Annotated in this window: 2 protein-coding genes; both read left to right on the top strand. The window is 69.7% G+C overall.

The window, feature by feature from the left end; translation table 11 throughout:
• The first annotated feature begins 58 nt into the window (after positions 1-58).
• Positions 59-10,954: a non-ribosomal peptide synthetase gene (locus ACNFOC_RS03055; protein WP_416956295.1), complete on the top strand. Its 10,896-nt coding sequence runs from the start codon at positions 59-61 to the stop codon at positions 10,952-10,954.
• Between the two features lie 3 nt (positions 10,955-10,957).
• Entirely contained in the window at positions 10,958-19,087 is an 8,130-nt protein-coding gene (locus ACNFOC_RS03050) for a non-ribosomal peptide synthetase (protein ID WP_416956293.1), read from the top strand.
• The last annotated feature ends 11 nt before the right edge of the window (positions 19,088-19,098 follow it).

Here is a 19,098-nt window from a genome sequence, read left to right as displayed (position 1 = left end):
GGCCAGGCATGTGACCGCTCCGGGCGTCGGTGGCCTGACCCCGTCCGACCTGCCTCTGGTGACGGTGGGCCAGAGCGACATCGAGCGGTGGGAGGAGCGCTACCCCACCCTCACAGACGTATGGCCGCTGACTCCGCTCCAGTCAGGGCTGCTCTTCCATGCCGCACTGGCCGGCTCCTCCTTCGACGCCTATCAGGTACAGCTCGTCTTCCACCTCGACGGGCAGGTGGACACCGACCGGCTGCGGGCGGCCGGGCAGGCGCTGCTGGACCGGCACACTGCGCTGCGCACCGGGTTCGTCGCCACGGACGGCGGTGAGTCGGTACAAATGGTGGTGGACGGGGTGCAGTTGCCTTGGCAAGAGATCGATCTGGGTACCCTGACCGGCGACGAGTCCATCCGGGCCCTCGACCGGATCTTGGTCGAGGACCTCGCCGAGCACTTCGCCCTGGACACACCGCCGCTCCTGCGGATGACCCTGGTACGTACGGGCGCCGACAGCGCCGAACTAGTCCTGGCCGCACACCATGTGCTGTTCGACGGCTGGTCACTGCCGGTGCTGATGACCGAACTGCTACGGCTCTATGCCACCTACGGTGATCCGGCCGACCTTCCCGCACCACGCGACTTCCGGCAGTTCCTGGCATGGCTGGCCGCCCGAGATCACCGTGGCTCGGTCAGGGCCTGGTCCGACGAACTCGACGGCGTCGAGGAACCCACCCTGCTCGCCGCCGCGCTTCCCGCCCCAGTGAGCAATTCGGACTCCGGCCCGACGGGCGTTGGCCGACTCGACGTGCCGCTGTCCGCCGAGGACTCGGTTCTGGTGTCCCGGCGTGCGGCCGAACTCGGCGTCACGGTCAACACACTTCTGCAGGGCGCCTGGGGCCTGCTGCTCGCCCAGCTCACCGGGCAGCAAGACGTCGTCTTCGGCACGACGGTTTCGGGCCGCCCGCCCGCCGTCGCCGGAGTGGATACCATGGTGGGGCTGTTCGTGAACACGGTACCCACCCGTGTGCGCTTCACCCTGTCGGACACCGTCGCCGACGTGTTGACCGGACTTCAGCAGCGGCAGGCCGCGCTGCTCGACCACCACCATCACGGCCTCGCCGACCTGCATCGGCTGGCGGGGGTCGACGTCCTGTTCGACACCCTGGTCGCCTACGAGTCGTTCCCGGTCGACCGAGTCGGGATCAGCGACGCCCACGCGGCCGCGGGCCTCCGTATCACCGGAATCCGTCCCTTCACCGTCACCCATTACCCGATCACGGTGATCGCCGCCGCCGACCCGCATCTGCGCGTGTCCCTCCAGTATCAGGAGCGGCTGTTCGGACCAGCCGGTGCCGAGGACCTCGCGGAGCGATTCGCCCACGTGCTGCGCCTGCTCGCCGACGATCCAGGGACCCGGCTGGCAGAACTGGACATGCTGTTGCCCGGAGAGCACGACCGATTGGTGCGCGCCCCCGACGGTCCCTCCGCGCCGGTTTCCGAGCTGACCGTGCCGGAACTCACCATGCGTCAGGCCCGACGGACGCCCGAAGCGATCGCGGTCATCGACGAGCACCGCTCGCTGACCTACCGCGAGCTCGAAAGCCGAGCCAACGCGCTCGCCCACGCCCTCCTGGCCCGTGGCGCGGGCCCCGAGTCCGTCGTCGCGGTGGCCCTCCCGAGGTCGGCGGAGCTGGTCGTGGCGATCCTCGGCGTACTGAAGACCGGAGCGGCCTATCTACCCATTGACCCGGACTTCCCCGGGACGCGCCTGAACCACATCCTGACCGATGCGGGTCCCCTGATGATCCTCACCGACGAAGCAACCTCGCCGGTCCTGCCATGCCCGCAGATTCCCCGCCTGCCCGTCGGCTCGGTCGCCCCGCGCACGGGCAGCGATCCGGGACGTCGGGCGCGATCGGACAACGCCGCTTACCTCATGTACACCTCGGGATCCAGCGGCACCCCGAAGGGCGTGACCATCACCCACCGCAACGTGGTCAACGGAGTGGCCGGGCTGGTAGACAGCCTGGGCACACCGCCCGGCGGCCGGATGCTGGCCGGCGCGTCCGTGTCTTTCGACGTCTCGGTGTTCGAGATGTTCACCACCCTGAGCACAGGCGGCACTGTGGAGGTCGTTCGCGACACGCTGGTACTGGGGGAGCGGGAACGCTGGGACGGCGGTGTGCTCAGCATGGTGCCGTCGGCGTTCGGCGAGTTGGTCGAGAGGCTGGCTGGCCGGGTCACCGCAGACGCGGTGGTGTTCGCCGGTGAGGGGCTGTCCGCGGGACTGGCCGTACGGGCCCGGGAGGTCCTGCCGGGTGCCCGTGTGGTCAACGCCTATGGGCAGAGCGAGACGTTCTACGCCACCACGTTCACCGTGCCGGAGGACTGCGACCTTCCCGCCGACTCCGGTGTGCCGATCGGCCGTCCGCTCCGCCATGTGCGGGTGTACGTGCTCGGGCCGGAACTTCGGCCGGTACCGCCAGGCGTACGCGGTGAACTGTACGTCGCGGGCGTCGGCATGGGCCGCGGCTACCTTGGCCGGGCAGGGCTCACCGCGCAGCGTTTCGTGCCCGACCCGTTTGGCCCGCCCGGTTCCCGGATGTACCGCACCGGTGACCTCGGCCGCCGCGCGGCGGACGGCCTACTGGAATACGCCGGACGAGCCGATGCGCAGGTAAAGGTGCGTGGGTACCGGATCGAGCCGGCCGAGGTGGAGACGACACTGGCCGAGCACCCCGCGGTGGGCCAGGCGGTTGTCGTCGCCAGCGGCACCGGGCCGGCGTGCCGATTGGTGGCCTATGTGATCCCGAGCCAGGAGACGTCCGCAGAGGAGGTGCGGTCGTTCGCCGAGACCCGGCTGCCCGCGTACATGGTGCCCTCGGCCGTCGTACTGCTGAACGGGTTCCCGCTTACCCCGAGCGGAAAACTGGACCGGCGGGCCCTTCCCGAGCCGGAGTTCACCGGTACCGCGTACCGGGCGCCCCGAACCCGAGGCGAAGACGTCCTGGCTCGGCTGTTCGCCGAGGTACTGGAGCTCGAACGGGTTGGCGTGGACGACGACTTCTTCGCACTGGGAGGCCATTCCCTGCTGGCCACTCGGCTGGTCGGCCGGATCCGCGCCGAACTGGGTGCGGAGATCCCGATCCGTGCCGTGCTGGAGGCGCCGAGTGTCGCGCGGCTCGCGGCGCGCCTGCGTGACGGCACGCGGGTTCGGCCCGCACTGACCCGCACACCGCGTCCCGAACGTGTCCCGCTGTCGTACGCGCAACGCCGCATGTGGTTCATCGACCGCTTCGAAGGGCCCTCCGCCACCTACAACCTGCCCCTGGCGGTACGGCTGCACGGGGCGCTGGACGTGGCCGCGCTCGGCTCGGCGGTCGTGGACGTCTTGGCACGGCACGAGAGTCTGCGCACCTTGATCGCCGAGGACGAGCGGGGCACCGCGTACCAGAACATCCTCCCCGCCGCACAGGTCATGCCCGACGTCCCAGTACTGCCCGTCACCGAGAACGAGGTACCCCGGACCATCTCCGAACTCGCCGCCCACGAGTTCGATCTCTACACCGAACTGCCCATCCGTGTAAGGCTTTTGCGCTTGGGGCCCGACGAGCACGTCCTGGTGTTGGTGCTCCACCACATCGCCGCCGACGGTGCCTCCGCGGCGCCCCTGACCAGGGACCTCTCGCTCGCTTACGCGGCGCGGTGCGCGGGCCGGGCCCCGCAGTGGGAACGGCTGCCGGTGCAGTACGCCGACTACGCACTCTGGCATGACGGTCTGCTCGGTGACGAGGACGATCCGGGCAGCCTGCTGGCCGAGCAGGTCGGCTACTGGCGGTCCGAACTCGCCGACGTGCCGCTGCCGCTGACCCTGCCGACTGACCGGCCCAGGCCGCCGTCGGCCTCGCACCGGGGCGATCGCGTCGACCTGACGATCAACTCCGACCTGATGGCGGCGGTCGACGCACTGGCCCGGTCCGGCGGGGCGACCACGGCCATGGTGTTCCAGAGCGCGCTGGCCGTACTGCTGTACCAACTGGGCTGCGGCGACGACCTCACCATCGGCTCGCCGATAGCGGGACGGACCGACGAGGTAGCGGCAGATCTGGTCGGCTTCTTCGTCAATACCTGGGTTCTGCGGGTCGGCATGTCCGGCAACCCCGCCTTCAGCAGGTTCCTGGAGCAAGTGCGCCTCAAGGCACTGGCGGCCTACGACAACCAGGACGCGCCGTTCGAGCGGCTGGTGGAGCTCCTCAATCCGGACCGGTCCACCGCCTACCACCCCCTGTTCCAGGTCATGTTCGCCTGGCAGAACACCACCCCGGTGGAACTCGCCCTGGCGGGTCTGCGGGTGAGTGTCGAGCCCACTCCGGCCCTCACCGCCAAGTTCGACCTGTTGGTCAATCTGGCTCCGGACCCGGACGGCGGCGCCTCGGGCGCGATCGAGTACGCCACTGATCTGTTCGACCGGGCAAGCGCCGAACTGATCGCAGACCGCTTCGTCCGCGTGCTTCGCGCGGTCGTGGCCGATCCGGAGACACGGATCGGGGCGGTGAGCATCCTCGACGACACCGAGCGGGACCGGATCCTGCACGAAATCAACGACACTGCGGTCCCACTGTCCCAGGCGCCCGTCACCGACCTCTTCGCGCAGCAGGCCGCCGCGACACCGGATGCGACCGCCCTGGTCTGCGCGGACGAGGAGTTGACCTACGAGCAGCTGCGGATCCGGGCCGAAAGCCTCGCCCGGATGCTGGCCGGCCGTGGGGTGGGAGCAGAGACCCTGGTGGCGATCGCCCTGCCCAGGACCGCGGACCTGGTCGTCGCAGTGCTGGCGGTCCTCATGTCGGGCGGGGCCTATGTACCGGTAGACCCTGCTCATCCCAGCCTGCGATTGGGCCATGTACTGGCCGACGCGCAACCGCACCTGGTGCTGACCGACGCCGTCACAGAGTCCCAGGTCCCGCTAGAAGGCTTTCCGAAACTGAGGCTGGATGCGCTGGACCAGGAACCCGAGCGGAACACGGTCCGGCCCCTGCCCGACAATCTCGCGTATCTCATGTACACATCGGGAACCACCGGTCTGCCCAAGGGAGTCGGCATCACCCATGAGGCGCTCGCCAACGGGGTGCTCGAGCTGATCCGCACGGTCGGCGTCACGAGGCAGACCCGGATGCTCGCTGGCACTTCCGTCAACTTCGACGTCTCCCTGTTTGAACTGCTCACCACGCTGTGCGCGGGCGGCACCGTCGAGCTGGTACGGGACGCGCTGGTGCTCGGAGAGCGCGACGGCTGGCGGGGTGGCGTACTGAGCGCCGTGCCCTCGGTGCTGACCGGCCTCGTCGACGACCTCGCCGAGGGCGTCGAAGCGGATGCCGTCGTACTGGCCGGCGAGGCGCTCACGTTCGCGCTGGCCCGACGGATCCGGGCGGCGCTGCCCGGAATCAGGGTCTTCAACGCGTACGGCCAGAGCGAGTCGTTCTACGCCAGTGCGTACGAGGTCACCGGCATCGGCGAGCTGCCTGACCCGGGAGTCGCACCCGTGGGCAGTCCCCTGGCCAACATGCGGATGTACGTGCTGGGTTCCGGGCTCGCCCCCGTGTCGCCGGGCGTCGCGGGCGAGTTGTATGTCGGCGGCATCGTCGGCCGTGGCTATGAGGGACGGCCCGGTCTCACCGCGGAGCGTTTCGTGGCGGATCCGTACGGTGCACCGGGGGCGCGGATGTACCGCACCGGAGATCTCGCGCGGCTGAATCCACAAGGTCACTTCGAATGCGTCGGACGTGCCGACGCACAGGTGAAGGTACGGGGCTTCCGCATCGAGCCGGGAGAGATCGAGTCGGTCCTCATCGGGCACCCGGGGGTGGCGCGGGCCGTGGTGACCGTGCGCGAGGACGCCGACGGCGGCAAACGGCTCGTCGGCTACGTCGTTCCGACAGGTCACGCGGGCCTGGAGGACGTCGACTTCACCGCGGGCCTGTCGGTGCCGGAGCTGCGCGGTCATCTCGCGGCCCGGCTGCCCGACTACATGGTGCCCTCGGCCTTCGTGCTGCTGGACAGGCTCCCGCTGAACGCCAACGGGAAGCTGGACCGCGCGGCATTGCCCGAGCCGGAGCTTGCCTCGGCCGCCTACCGGGCGCCCGAATCGGTGCGGGAACGGGTCCTGGGCGGCGTCTACGCCGAGGTGCTCGGCCTCGACCGGGTCGGTGTGGACGACGACTTCTTCGCCGTCGGCGGGGACAGCATCCGCTCCATCCAGGTCGTCGCCCGGGCCAAGGCCCTCGGCTTGACCGTCACCCCGCGTCAGGTCTTCCAGTGTCGGACCGTGGCCGAACTGGCCCGGGTCGCACGGGAGTACACCGAGGACGGCGGCCGTCCGCAACTCGCCGAACTGCCCGGCGGAGCCGTCGGCTGGATGCCGCTGCCGCCGATGGCGCGCTACCTGCTGGGTCTGCGCGGCCACCACGACCGGTACGCCATGTCGACTGTGCTCGAACTGCCGGACGGGATCACCGAGGACCGCTTGGCGGCCGTCCTGGCCGCCGTGGTCGACCGGCATGACGCGCTGCGCTCCACCCTGGTCTCCGGGCCCGCGCCGGGCCTGATCGTTGGCGAATCCGGCTCGGCCGACCCCGCCGACTGGATCCTGATCGCCGACTGGGACGGGACCGAGGACTGGCAGACGCGCGCCGCAGCCGAACTGGACGCCGCCGCAGACCGACTCGCCCCCGAGTCCGGAGTGATGGCCCAGTTCGTCTGGCTCCGGCCGCTCACGGGCTCCGGCCGTTTGTTGGTGGTGGTTCATCACTTGGTGGTGGATGGGGTGTCGTGGCGGGTGTTGGTGGGGGATCTGGCGGTTGCTTGGGAGGTGGTGCGGTCGGGGGGTGTGCCGGTGTTGCCGGTGGGGGGTACGTCGGTGCGGCGGTGGTCGCATGCGCTGGTGGAGGAGGCTGTGAGTCCGGGGCGGGTGGTGGAGCTGGCGTGGTGGCGGGAGGTGTTGGCGGGTTCGGATCCGGTGTTGGGTCGTCGGGAGCTGGATCCGGTGGTGGATGTGATGTCCACGGTGGGGTCGGTGCGGGTGGAGTTGCCGGCCGGGGTGACGGGTGCCTTGGTGCGGGGGTTGCCGGCCGCTTATCGGTGTGGGGTGGCTGATGGGTTGGTGGCTGCGCTGGTGGTGGCGGTTCGGGCCTGGCGAGGAGGTGAGGACGGTTCGGTCGTGCTGCGGCTTGAGGGGCATGGCCGTGAGGAGCAGGTGGTGGCCGGGGCGGATCTTTCGCGGTCCGTGGGCTGGTTCACCAGCATGTATCCGGTGCGGTTGGAGGTAGCCGGGTTCGATGTCGGGGATGTGGTGGCGGGTGGGGAGGCCGTCGGCAAGCTGGTGAAGTCGGTCAAGGAGCAGTTGGCTCGTGTGCCGGACAAGGGGATCGGGTACGGGCTGCTGCGGTATCTGAACCGGGAGACGGGTGCGGAGCTGGCTGGTCTGCCGGTGGGCCGGATCACCTTCAACTACCTCGGCGACCTCGGATTCGGCAACTGCGAGAACTCCGCCCGGGACGACTGGGCGCCGGCTCCCGAGGCCGGTGGACTGCTGGCCGCTCACGCCCCGGACATGGCGGTGTTGTCGGCGTTGGACGTGTCGGCCGTGATCACGGGTGATGAGCCCCGGTTGTCGGCGGTGTTGAGTTTTCCTTCCGGTGTGCTTTCGGCGTCGGAGGTGCGGGAGTTGGGCGGGCTGTGGTGCGCGGCGCTGGAGGGAATGGCCAGGCATGTGACCGCTCCGGGCGTCGGTGGCCTGACCCCGTCCGACCTGCCTCTGGTGACGGTGGGCCAGAGCGACATCGAGCGGTGGGAGGAGCGCTACCCCACCCTCACAGACGTATGGCCGGCCACCCCGATGCAGTCCGGACTGCTCCTCCACAGCATGCTGGCCGACTCGTCGTTCGACGCGTACCACGTGCAACTGGTCTTCCACCTCGCCGGAGCGGTGGACCCGGTGCGCATGCGGGCGGCCGGGCAGGCGCTGCTGGACCGGCACGACGCCCTGCGCGTCGCGTTCGTCACCGACTCCAACGGACAGCAGGTGCAACTCGTCCACGACCGGGTGACGCTGCCCTGGCGCGAGTGCGTTCTCGACACACCGCAGGCAGCGCAGGAGTTGGAGCGAGTGCTCGAAGAGGATCACGCGGCCCACTTCGCCCCGGATGTGGCACCCCTCCTGCGGATGACCCTCGTAAAGACCGGTGCCGACCGCGCCGAACTCGTCCTCACCGCGCACCACGCGCTGTTCGACGGGTGGTCACTGCCACTGCTGATGAAGGACCTGCTGCGGCTGTATGGATCCAGCGGCGACGCCACGGTGCTGCCGCGGACGCGTAGCTACGGCGACTTCCTGACCTGGCTGTACGCACAGGACCGGGTCGCCCCCCTGAGGGCCTGGGCGGATGCACTCGACGCGCTGGAAGAGCCAACGATCCTCGTCCCGGAAGCCGACTCCTCTGCCTCTCGCAGCGCCCTGGAACAGATCGAGATACCCCTGTCGCCCGATATCACGCGCACGTTGTCCCGTCGGGCGGCCGAGCTGGGCGTCACCATGAGCACCTTGGTCCAAGGAGCGTGGGCGGTCACGCTGGGGCTGATGACCGGCCGCCGCGACGTCGTGTTCGGCGCCACGGTCTCCGGTCGGCCGCCTGCGGTAACCGACGTCGACTCGATAGTGGGGCTGTTCGTCAACACCCTGCCCGTGCGGGCTCGTTACTCGACGAGGGACACGCTCGCCGACGTTGTAACCGGTCTGCATGAACAGCATGCCGCTCTGCTCGACCATCACCACTGCGGTCTTCCCGAGATCCAGCGGCAGACAGCTCTGGGCACCCTCTTCGACACCCTCGTCCTGTTCGAGTCGTATCCCGTCGACCGGGCCGGACTCACCGAGGCGAACACAGCCGCTGGCATCACCGTCACCGGCATTCGCCCCCGGACCGGCACACACTACCCGCTGATCGTTGCCGCGGACGCGTCCCCCCACCTCCGGGTCGGCCTCCAGTTCCAGCCCAACCACCTCGACGAAGCACAAGTGCGGGGCATTGCCACGAGGCTGGCCCGGGTACTGACGCACCTCGCCGCAGATCCGAACACACCGGTCTCCTCGGCGCAGATGCCCGATGCCGCTGAACGCGAGCTTCTGCTGCACCAGTACAACGACACCGCGCAGCCCATGCCGGACGTGCGTGTCACGGAGCTCTTCGAGCGGCAGGTCGAGGCCGCCCCGGACGCGGTCGCCGTCGTCTTCGGTGATGCGGAACTGACCTACCGCGAGGTGGACGCCCGAGCGAACCGGCTGGCGCACTGGCTGGTCGGCCAGGGCGTCGGGCCCGAGCGGCGGGTGGCACTGGCCATGCCACGCTCGGCGGATCTGGTCGTGGCCGTACTGGCTGTATTGAAGGCCGGCGGCGCCTACGTACCGGTCGATCCTGAACACCCCATGGCGCGCACCGAGTTCGTACTCCGCGACTCCGCCCCCGTGCTGGTGCTGGACGCCGAGGCGGTAGCCCGGGATCTCGTCCACTACCCGGATACCGCACTCCACACCGGGCGCGGTTGCGCAGCGGAACTCGCCTACATCCTCTACACCTCCGGCTCGACCGGCATCCCGAAGGGCGTCGGAGTGTCGCACGCCGCCCTGGTCAACTTCCTTGCCGCCATGCGGCACCACGTCCCGATGCGGCCACAGGACCGTCTGCTGGCGGTCACCACCGTCGCCTTCGACATCGCGGCTCTGGAGCTGCTTCTGCCTCTGCTGTCCGGCATCACGGTGGTGGTCGCCGAGCGTGATGCCGTCGCCCAGCCCGCCGAACTGGCCGGGCTGATCCGGCGGCACGCAATCACCGTTCTCCAAGGCACACCGTCGCTGTGGCGGATGCTGCTGTCCCACGATCCGGACGTATTGCACGGAGTACGGGCGCTGGTTGGCGGAGAGGTTCTGCCGACGGACCTCGCCCAGGCGCTGACCCGGAGCGCGGACGGAGTCACCAACCTGTACGGCCCCACCGAAACGACGATCTGGTCCACCGTCGCACCGGTCACCCCGGCCGGCGGCGCGCCACCGATCGGCTGGCCGATCGCGAACACCCGGGTCTACGTGCTGAACGACGACCTCCGGCCCGTGCCGCCCGGCGTCGTGGGCGAGTTGTACCTCGCGGGCGCCGGCCTCGCCCGCGGATACATGGGGCGCCCCGGTCTCACCGCCGATCGGTTCGTGGCCGACCCCCACACACCAGGGGAAAGGATGTACCGCACCGGAGACCTGGTGCGGTGGCGGCCGGACGGCGCGCTCGACTACCTCGGACGCGCGGACTTCCAAGTGAAGATCCGCGGTTACCGCATAGAACTCGGCGAGGTCGAGGCGGCGTTGCTCTCACACAGGGACGTTGCACAGGCCGCGGTCACCGCGAGGGAGGACACACCTGGAGACCGCCGACTGGTCGGCTACGTGGTCATCCGACCGGACGACGGGACCGCCGTGCCCGAGGCCGGGACGCTGCTCTCCGCCCTGCGCGGGCACGTTGCGGCGCGCCTGCCGGAGTACATGGTGCCCTCGGCCGTGGTCACCCTCGCCGAGATCCCCATGACTCCCAACGGGAAGGTGGACCGCCGCGCCCTGCCCACGCCCGACTACGCCCGCGCATCGGCCGCCCGGCCCCCGCGCACCCCACGGGAAGAGGCGTTGTGCCGCCTGTTCGCCGAAGTCCTGGGCCTTGACCGGATTGGGATCGACGACGACTTCTTCACCTTCGGCGGCCACTCCCTGCTCGCCACCCGCCTGATCGGCCGGATCCGGGCCGAGCTCGGTGTCGATCTGCCGGCCAGGACGTTCTTCGGGTCCTCGACGGTCGCCGGACTGAGCTCCCACTGGACGGACCTGGCCGCCTCCGCCCGACCCCGCCTGCGCAAGATGACCGAGGAGTGACACATGGTTCCCCTGTCCTTCGCCCAGCGCCGGCTGTGGTTCCTGTACAAGTTCACCGGTCCCTCGCCGACCTACAACATCCCGGCGGTGCTCAGGCTGCGCGGCCGACTGGACATCGACGCCTTGGGCGCCGCCCTGCGGGACGTCGTGCTCCGGCACGACAGCCTGCGCACACTCATCGTCGACGACACCGACGCGCCCGCCCAGCGGGTACTCGCGCCGGACGACGTGACCATCGAGGTGCCGGTGAGCAGCGTACGCCCGGACGAGGAGACGCCCGCCGTCGCCGAGACCATCGCACACGCCTTCGACCTGTGCAGCGAGATACCCGTGCGGGCACATGTCCTGCGCTGCACGGCCGAGGAGCACATCCTCGTCCTGCTCGTCCACCACATCGCGGCGGACGGCGGTTCCTCCGCCCCCTTCACCCGCGATCTGACCCTCGCCTACGAGGCCCGGTTGCGGGGACGCGCCCCTGGCTGGTCTCCGCTGCCCGTCCGGTATGTGGACTACACCCTGTGGCAGCGGGAACTGCTCGGCGACGAGTCCTCCGAGGACAGTGTGCTGGCCCGTCAGGTGGCCTACTGGCGACGGGAACTGGACGACCTTCCCCAGCCTTTGCCGTTGCCGATGGACCGCCCCCGGCCCGCGCTGGCCAGCTATCGGGGCGACGAAGTGCGTTTCGCCTTGGACCCCGACCTCTTCGCCGGCATCGAGGCCCTGGCCGCCCGCCGCGGCAGTACCGTCGCCATGGTCCTTCAGAGCGCACTCGCCGTCCTTCTGCACCGGATGGGCGGCGGGGACGACCTCACCATCGGCTCGCCGATCGCTGGACGTACCGACGAGGCGCTGACCGACATGGTCGGGTTCTTCGTCAACACCTGGGTCCTGCGCGCGAGCCTGACCGGTGACACCTCCTTCGAACAGGTGCTCCAGCAGGTGCGTGACAAAGCCCTCACCGCCTACGACAACCAGGACGCGCCATTCGAGCGGCTGGTCGAACTGCTCAACCCCGACCGCTCGCTTTCCTACCACCCGTTCTTCCAGGTCATGTTCGTCTGGCAGAACAACGCCCGGCTCGAACCGGAGATGCCGGACCTGCGGGTGATACCCGAACCGGTCGCAACGAGGACGGCGAAGTTCGACCTGTTCTTCGACCTCGCCCCGGACGGTGTCGGCCGCGGTGTCGTCGGACGGATCGAGTACGCCACCGACCTCTTCGATCGCGGCACCGTGGAACGGCTCGCCGCGCGGTTGACCACGGTGCTGCGCCACGTCGTCGCCCGTCCCGATGACCAGGTCGGCGCAATCGACCTGCTGGAGGACGGTGAAGAGGCCCGTCTGCTACACGGTTTCAACGATACCGATGCCCCCCTTCCCGAGTTGTCCGTCCACGCCCTCTTCGAGCGCCGGGCCGCGGCCACTCCGGACGCCGTCGCCGTGGAGTCCGGCAGCACGACCCTCAGCTACCGGGACCTCGATCGGCTCGCCGACCGCGTCGCGCGGGGCCTCGTCGGCAGGGGAGTGGGCCCGGAGACCCTGGTGGCGATCGCCCTGCCCCGGTCGGCGGATCTGGTCGTCGCGCTGCTGGCCGTCCTCAAGGCCGGCGCGGGCTATCTCCCCATCGACACCGCCTACCCCGCCGATCGCCTGGCGTTCATGCTCGCCGACGCGGCCCCGGCCCTCGTGGTCATCGACGCGGAGTTCGCCCCGCCGGACGGCCTTCAGGCCGTCCATTTCGACGAACTCGGCGGCGAAACGGACGCCCCGCTGCCCGAGACCTCCCGCACCGACCGACTCGCCTACGTGATGTACACGTCGGGATCGACCGGCGTCCCCAAGGGCATTGCCGTGACCCACCGCAATGTCGCGGCTCTGGCCCTGGACCGGCGATGGCGTGGCGGCGCCCACGACCGCGTCCTGCTGCACTCGCCCCACACCTTCGACGCCTCCACCTTCGAGCTGTGGGTGCCCCTCCTCGGTGGCGGCCGAGTGGTCGTGAGCCCCGCGCGGAATCTGGACGCGGCAGAGCTGGCCACGCTGGTCGCCGGACACCGCCTCACCTCGATGTGGCTGACCGCCGGGCTCTTCGCGGCCGTCGTCGACCAGGATCCCGGATGCCTGGCGGGGCTGCGCGAGTTGTGGGTGGGGGGTGACGTCGTGTCGCCGGACTCCGTGGCACGTATGCGTGCGGCCTGCCCCGGTCTGAAGCTGATGGACGGATACGGACCTACCGAGACGACCGTGTTCGCCACGGCCCACGAAGTGCCGCCGGGGGAGCCGCCCACCGAGGTGCCGATCGGGCGGCCCATGGACAATATGCGCGTCTACGTCCTCGACGACGGGCTCAGGCCAGTACCTCCGGGCGTCGTAGGAGAGTTGTACGTCGCCGGCGCCGGCCTCGCGCGGGGATACCTGGCCTGCGCAGGTCTGACCGCCGAACGGTTTGTGGCATGCCCGTTCGGCGAATCGGGCGGACTGATGTACCGGACCGGCGACCGGGTCGTCTGGAGTCCGGCGGGTGAACTCGCCTTCCGGGGCCGGGCCGACGCCCAGGTGAAGATCCGCGGGTTCCGCATCGAGCCGGCCGAGATCGAGGCGGTTCTCGGCGAACACCCCGCCGTGGCCCGGGCGGTCGTGGTGAGCCGCGAGGACCAGGCCGGCGACCAGAGGCTGGTGGCCTACGCGGTGCCCGACCTGTCCGGGACCCGCTCGGCTGGCGAACACGTCGACGACTGGCTTCAGGTCTACGACCGGATGTACGACGCCCCGGAAGCCGAGCTGGGGGAGGACTTCACCGGCTGGGACTCCAGCTACACGGGCAAGCCCATCCCCTGCGGGGAGATGAGGGAGTGGCGGGACGCCGCCGTGGAGCGCATCCGGTGCTGGTCGCCGCAGCGGGTGCTCGAACTGGGCGTCGGCTCCGGTCTGTTGCTGTCCAACATCGCTCCGCATGTCGAGGAGTACTGGGGCACGGATTTCTCGGCTGCCACTGTCGACCGGCTCCGCGGGCAGCTGACCCCGCAGCCCTGGGGGGAGAGGGCGCACCTCCGTCACCAAGTCGCCGACGACTTCTCCGGCCTGCCCTCCGGGCGGTTCGACACCGTCGTACTGAACTCGGTCGTCCAGTACTTCCCGGACACCGACTATCTCGAGAACGTGCTGCGTCAGGCGTACGACCTACTGGTTCCCGGAGGCCGGCTGGTCATCGGCGACGTGCGGCATGCCGGCACCGTACGGCTGCTGCACCACGCCGTGCAGCGGAGACGGCGCCCCGGAGCTTCGGCCGACGCCCTGCGCGCGGCCGTGGAGCATGCCGTCTTCCTGGAGAAGGAACTCGTGCTCGACCCCGAGTGGTTCGAACGGTGGGGCGAGAAAACGGGGGCCGCGGTCGATGTCCGGCTGAAGTCCGGCACGGCTCACAACGAACTGACCCGGTATCGCTACGAGGTGGTTCTGCACAAGGAACCAGCGGTTGTCGTCCCACTCGCGGACCTGCCCACCGTCGCCTGGGGCTCCGGGACGTCCTCCCTGGCGGACCTGGAAGGTGATGGGCTCCTGACTTCAGGCGAAGCCGCGCGGATCACGGGCATCCCCAACGCCCGACTGGTCGGTGAGGGTCCGGCGGACGCCTCCGTGCACCGCCCGCCCGCCGTCGACCCGCAGGAACTGCTGAACTGGGCGACCGGCCGCGGCCGGGGCGCGCTGGTGACCTGGTCCCGCGAGGTCGACCGGTTCGACGCCGTCCTCCTGCCCGAGCCCCCCGGGTCGGCCACGGTGTTCACCGGAGGGTGCCTCGCCGGGGCCGACCCCGGTTCGGCGTCGGCCAACAACCCCGGCCGGGTGCGCGAGGCCGTCGCGCTCCTCGCCGATCTGCGGACGTACGTGCGCGAGCGGCTGCCCGAGTACATGGTGCCCTCGGCGGTGGTGCCCGTCGGCAGCATCCCCCTCACCCCGAACGGCAAGGTGGACCGCCGAGCGCTGCCCGCACCGGACTACGTGACCAGGACCGACGGACCCGCCCCGGGCACCCTGTACGAGGAGATACTCGCGAGGCTCTTCGCCGAGGTGCTGGGGGTCGAACACGTCGGCGTGGACGATGACTTCTTCCTACTGGGCGGCCACTCTCTGCTGGCCACCCGACTGGTCGGCCGTATCCGTGCCGAGCTGGGCGTGGAGACGCCGGTGCGCAGTGTGTTCGAGTCGAGCACCGTCGCCTCCCTCGCCGTGAGCCTGGCCGCGGCGAAGAGGGCACGTCCGCCGCTGGTCCCGCAGTCGAGGCCGGAGCGAACGCCCCTGTCGTTCGCACAGCAGAGGCTGTGGTTCCTGCACCGCTTCGACGCGTCGTCGACCACGTACAACACGGCGACGGTGCTGCGACTGCGCGGCACCCTGGACGTGCCCGCGCTGCAGCAGGCCGTGCGGGACGTCGTCCACCGGCACGAGAGTCTGCGCACTCTCTTCCTCGACGAGGAGGGCACGCCGTTCCAGCAAATCGTGCCGCCGGAGGCACTCACGCTGGATGTCGGCGTCGAAACGGTCGAGCGCGACGGCCTCGACGAATCTCTGATCGCCGAGGCCGGACACCGTTTCGACCTATCTGGCGAGATCCCGCTGCGGGCCAAGCTGTTCCGCTGCGCCGCGGACGACCACGTCCTGGCGCTGGTCGTCCACCACATCGCCAGCGACGGCAGTTCGGCCGCCCCGCTGGTCCGGGACCTGACGACGGCGTACACGGCACGCAGGGAGGGCCGGGCCCCGCACTGGAAGCCGCTCGCCGTGCAGTACGCCGACTACGCTCTCTGGCAGCGGGACATGCTCGGCGACGAGGCCGATCCGGACAGCGTGATGGGCGCCGAGGCCGAGTACTGGCGGCAGGAGCTGGCCGGGGCGCCGGAACCGCTGCCTCTGCCGCTGGACCGTCCGCGATCCGCGACGGGGGAGCGGCGCGAGGACCGGATCGAGTTCACGCTCCGGTCGGACCTCTTGGCGCGCGTCGAGGATCTCGCCCGCCGCCGCAGCGTCACCACCGCTATGGTGCTCCAGTCCGCCCTGGCCACACTGCTGCACCGGATGGGGAGCGGAGACGACATCACCTTGGGCTCGCCGATCGCGGGCCGGACCGACGAGGCCATGACGGATCTGATCGGTTTCTTCGTCAACACATGGGTGCTGCGCCTCCAGCTGGCCGGCGACAGCCCGTTCACGGACGTGCTCGATCAGGTCCGTACAAAGGCATTGGCCGCGTACGACAATCAGGAGGCGCCCTTCGACCGACTGGTGGAGCTGGTCAACCCCGGCCGCTCCGCCGCCCACCATCCGCTGTTCCAGATCATCTTCGCCTGGCAGAACAGCCCGACGGCGGAGCTGCGCCTGCCGGGTCTGGTGATCTCGATCGAGCCGTTCGCACCGGCGACCACCGCCAAGTTCGACCTCGCCGTGTCGCTGCGAGCCGACCCGCGCGGTGCTGGAGCCCTCGGTCTGGCCGAGTACGACACCGACCTCTTCGACAGGGACACCGTGGCCAAGTTCACCCGTCGCCTGTTGCATGTGCTCGACCAGGTCGTGACCGACCCCTCGGTGCCGTTGAGCACCATCGACGTCTTCGAACCCGGCGAGTACGACCGGTTCGTCCACGAGCTCAACGACACGGCGGTGGACCTGCCGGGCGACACGATCACAGAACTCTTCGCGCGGCAGGCCGCGACCACCCCGGACGCGCTCGCGGTGACGGGGGACGCGGGATCGCTGACGTACCGGGAACTGGACTCGGCGGCCGACCGGGTGGCCGCGGCGCTGGTGCGCTGCGGTGTCACCACCGAGTCCCTGGTCGGAGTCGCGCTGCCGCGCTCCCCGGAGATGGTCGTCACACTGCTTGCGATCCTGAAGGCCGGCGGTGCCTACCTGCCGATCGATCCGGAGTACCCAGCTGACCGGCTGGCCTTCGTGCTCGCGGACGCGCGGCCCCTACTGATCGTCGGCGAGGACGGGTTCACACTCGCCACGGGATCGGACCTTTGCCCGTGCGTGGCGTTCGGCCTACTTGCTTCGGACCCCGGCGCACCCGCCGAGACGGGCGGTCGGGTCCGTTCCGGGGACCGATTGGCGTACGTGATCTACACCTCGGGGTCGACGGGCCGCCCCAAGGGCGTCGCGATCACCCACCGCGGAGTCGTGCAGTTCGCGGTCGACCAGTGGTGCCGCCGGGAGGGCAACCACCGGGTGCTATTGCGTACCCGGCACACCTTCGATCCCATGACGTACGAACTGTGGCCGACGCTGCTGCGGGGAGACTGCGTAGTCCTGGCACTGCCCGACGACCTCGACGCCAAGGTGTTCCGCTCATTCGCCGAGCGGCACGGCGTCACCACTGCTCTGCTGATCACGCCGGTGTTCAACCACCTGGTCGAGCAGGACCCGTCCTGTCTCGCGGGCCTGCGCGAGGTGTGGATCGGCGGCGAACGCCTCTCGCCGGCCTCTGTCGACCGGGCCGTGACCGCGTGTCCCGACACGACGTTCGTCAACGCGTTCGGTCCGACCGAGATCACCTGCAACTCGACGGTGCACGAGATCGGGCCAGGGCCGGTGCGGGGAGACATCCCCGTCGGTCTGCCCATGGATAACATGCAGATCTACGTCCTCGACGACCGACTGCGTCCCGTCCCGCCCGGAGTGGTGGGCGAGTTGTACATGGCCGGCGACGGTCTGGCCCGGGGATATCTCAACCGGGCGGGTCTCAGCGCCGGGCGCTTCGTGTCTTCCCCGTTCGGAAAACCGGGCGAGCGTATGTACCGGACCGGCGACCTCGGCCTGTGGAACACCCGCGGCACCCTGGAGTTCCGGGGCCGTGTCGACCACCAGGTGAAGGTTCGCGGCTACCGGATCGAACTCGGCGAGGTGGAGGCCGTGCTGACGGAGCACCCGGCCGTCGCGCAGGCCGTCGTCATCACCCGCGAACTCCGTGACGTCGGTGTCCACCTGCTCGCCTATGCGGTCGCCCGGGAGGTCACAAGCGACGACCTTCGAGACTACCTGACAAGCAGTCTGCCCTCCTACATGATGCCCTCGGCCGTCGTCCTCCTGGACCGCCTGCCGCTGACCTCCCACCAGAAGCTGGACCGCGCGGCCCTGCCCGACCCGGACTTCGCCGCTGATGGCTACCGCGCGCCGAGCACCGACGACGAGCGGGTTCTGGCGGAGCTGTACACGGAGGTCCTCGGCATTGAACAGGTAGGTGCGGACGACGACTTCTTCCTGCTGGGCGGCCACTCCATGCTGGTCGTGCGGTTGGTCAACCGCATCACGGCCACCCTCGGTGTCTCGCTTCCGGTCAGGACAGTGTTCCAGTACCCGGTCGTCGCCGACCTCGCGGAGCGGTTGCGGACCGGTGCCGCGGACTCGCAGCCGGAGGACCCTTTCGCCACGGTGCTTCCGATACGTACGGACGGGGAGCTGCCGCCCCTGTGGATGATCCATCCGGGCAGCGGTCTGTGCTGGGCGTACATGAGCTTCGCCGAGTATCTGCCGGATCGGCCGCTCTACGGAATCCAGGCCCGTGAGTACGACCCCGCCCAGCCGCAGGCGACCTCCGTGGACGACATGGTGCGCCACTATCTACGGCACATCACAGAGCTCCAGCCCGAGGGGCCGTACGCGCTCTTCGGCTGGTCCGGCGGCGGCACCCTGGCACACGCGATCGCCGTCGAGCTGATCCGGCGCGGGAAGGAAGTCCGCCTCGTGGTGATGCTGGACAGTGCTGCATCGGGCGGTTTCGGGCCCGAGAACGACTTCGCCGAGGCCGATGTCATCGCGGACGCCAGTACGCAGGCGTTCGTACGCGACTACCTGGACAACGGCGCCGGGGAGGCCGACTACGAGGCGATCGTCGAGAAGGTGGCCGCCATCACGGTCCGGCACACGAAACTGCTCGACGAGTTCGTCACTCCGGTGTTCGACGGTGACGTGCTGTTCTTCACCGCCACGGTCGACAATCACGGATTCGCCGCCCAGTGGCCGCCGTACGTGGGCGGGCGCTTCATCGAGCACGAAATCGGCTGCAAGCACCGCCTGATGAACGAGCCGGAGCACGCGGCCGAGATTTGCTCTGTGATCCGCCGTGCGCTCGAAGGCTGAACGACAGCGGA

Source organism: Streptomyces colwelliae, from assembly GCF_048158785.1.
In the GTDB taxonomy this organism is placed as follows: domain Bacteria; phylum Actinomycetota; class Actinomycetes; order Streptomycetales; family Streptomycetaceae; genus Streptomyces.
This window is presented reverse-complemented; position numbering and strand designations above follow the sequence as displayed.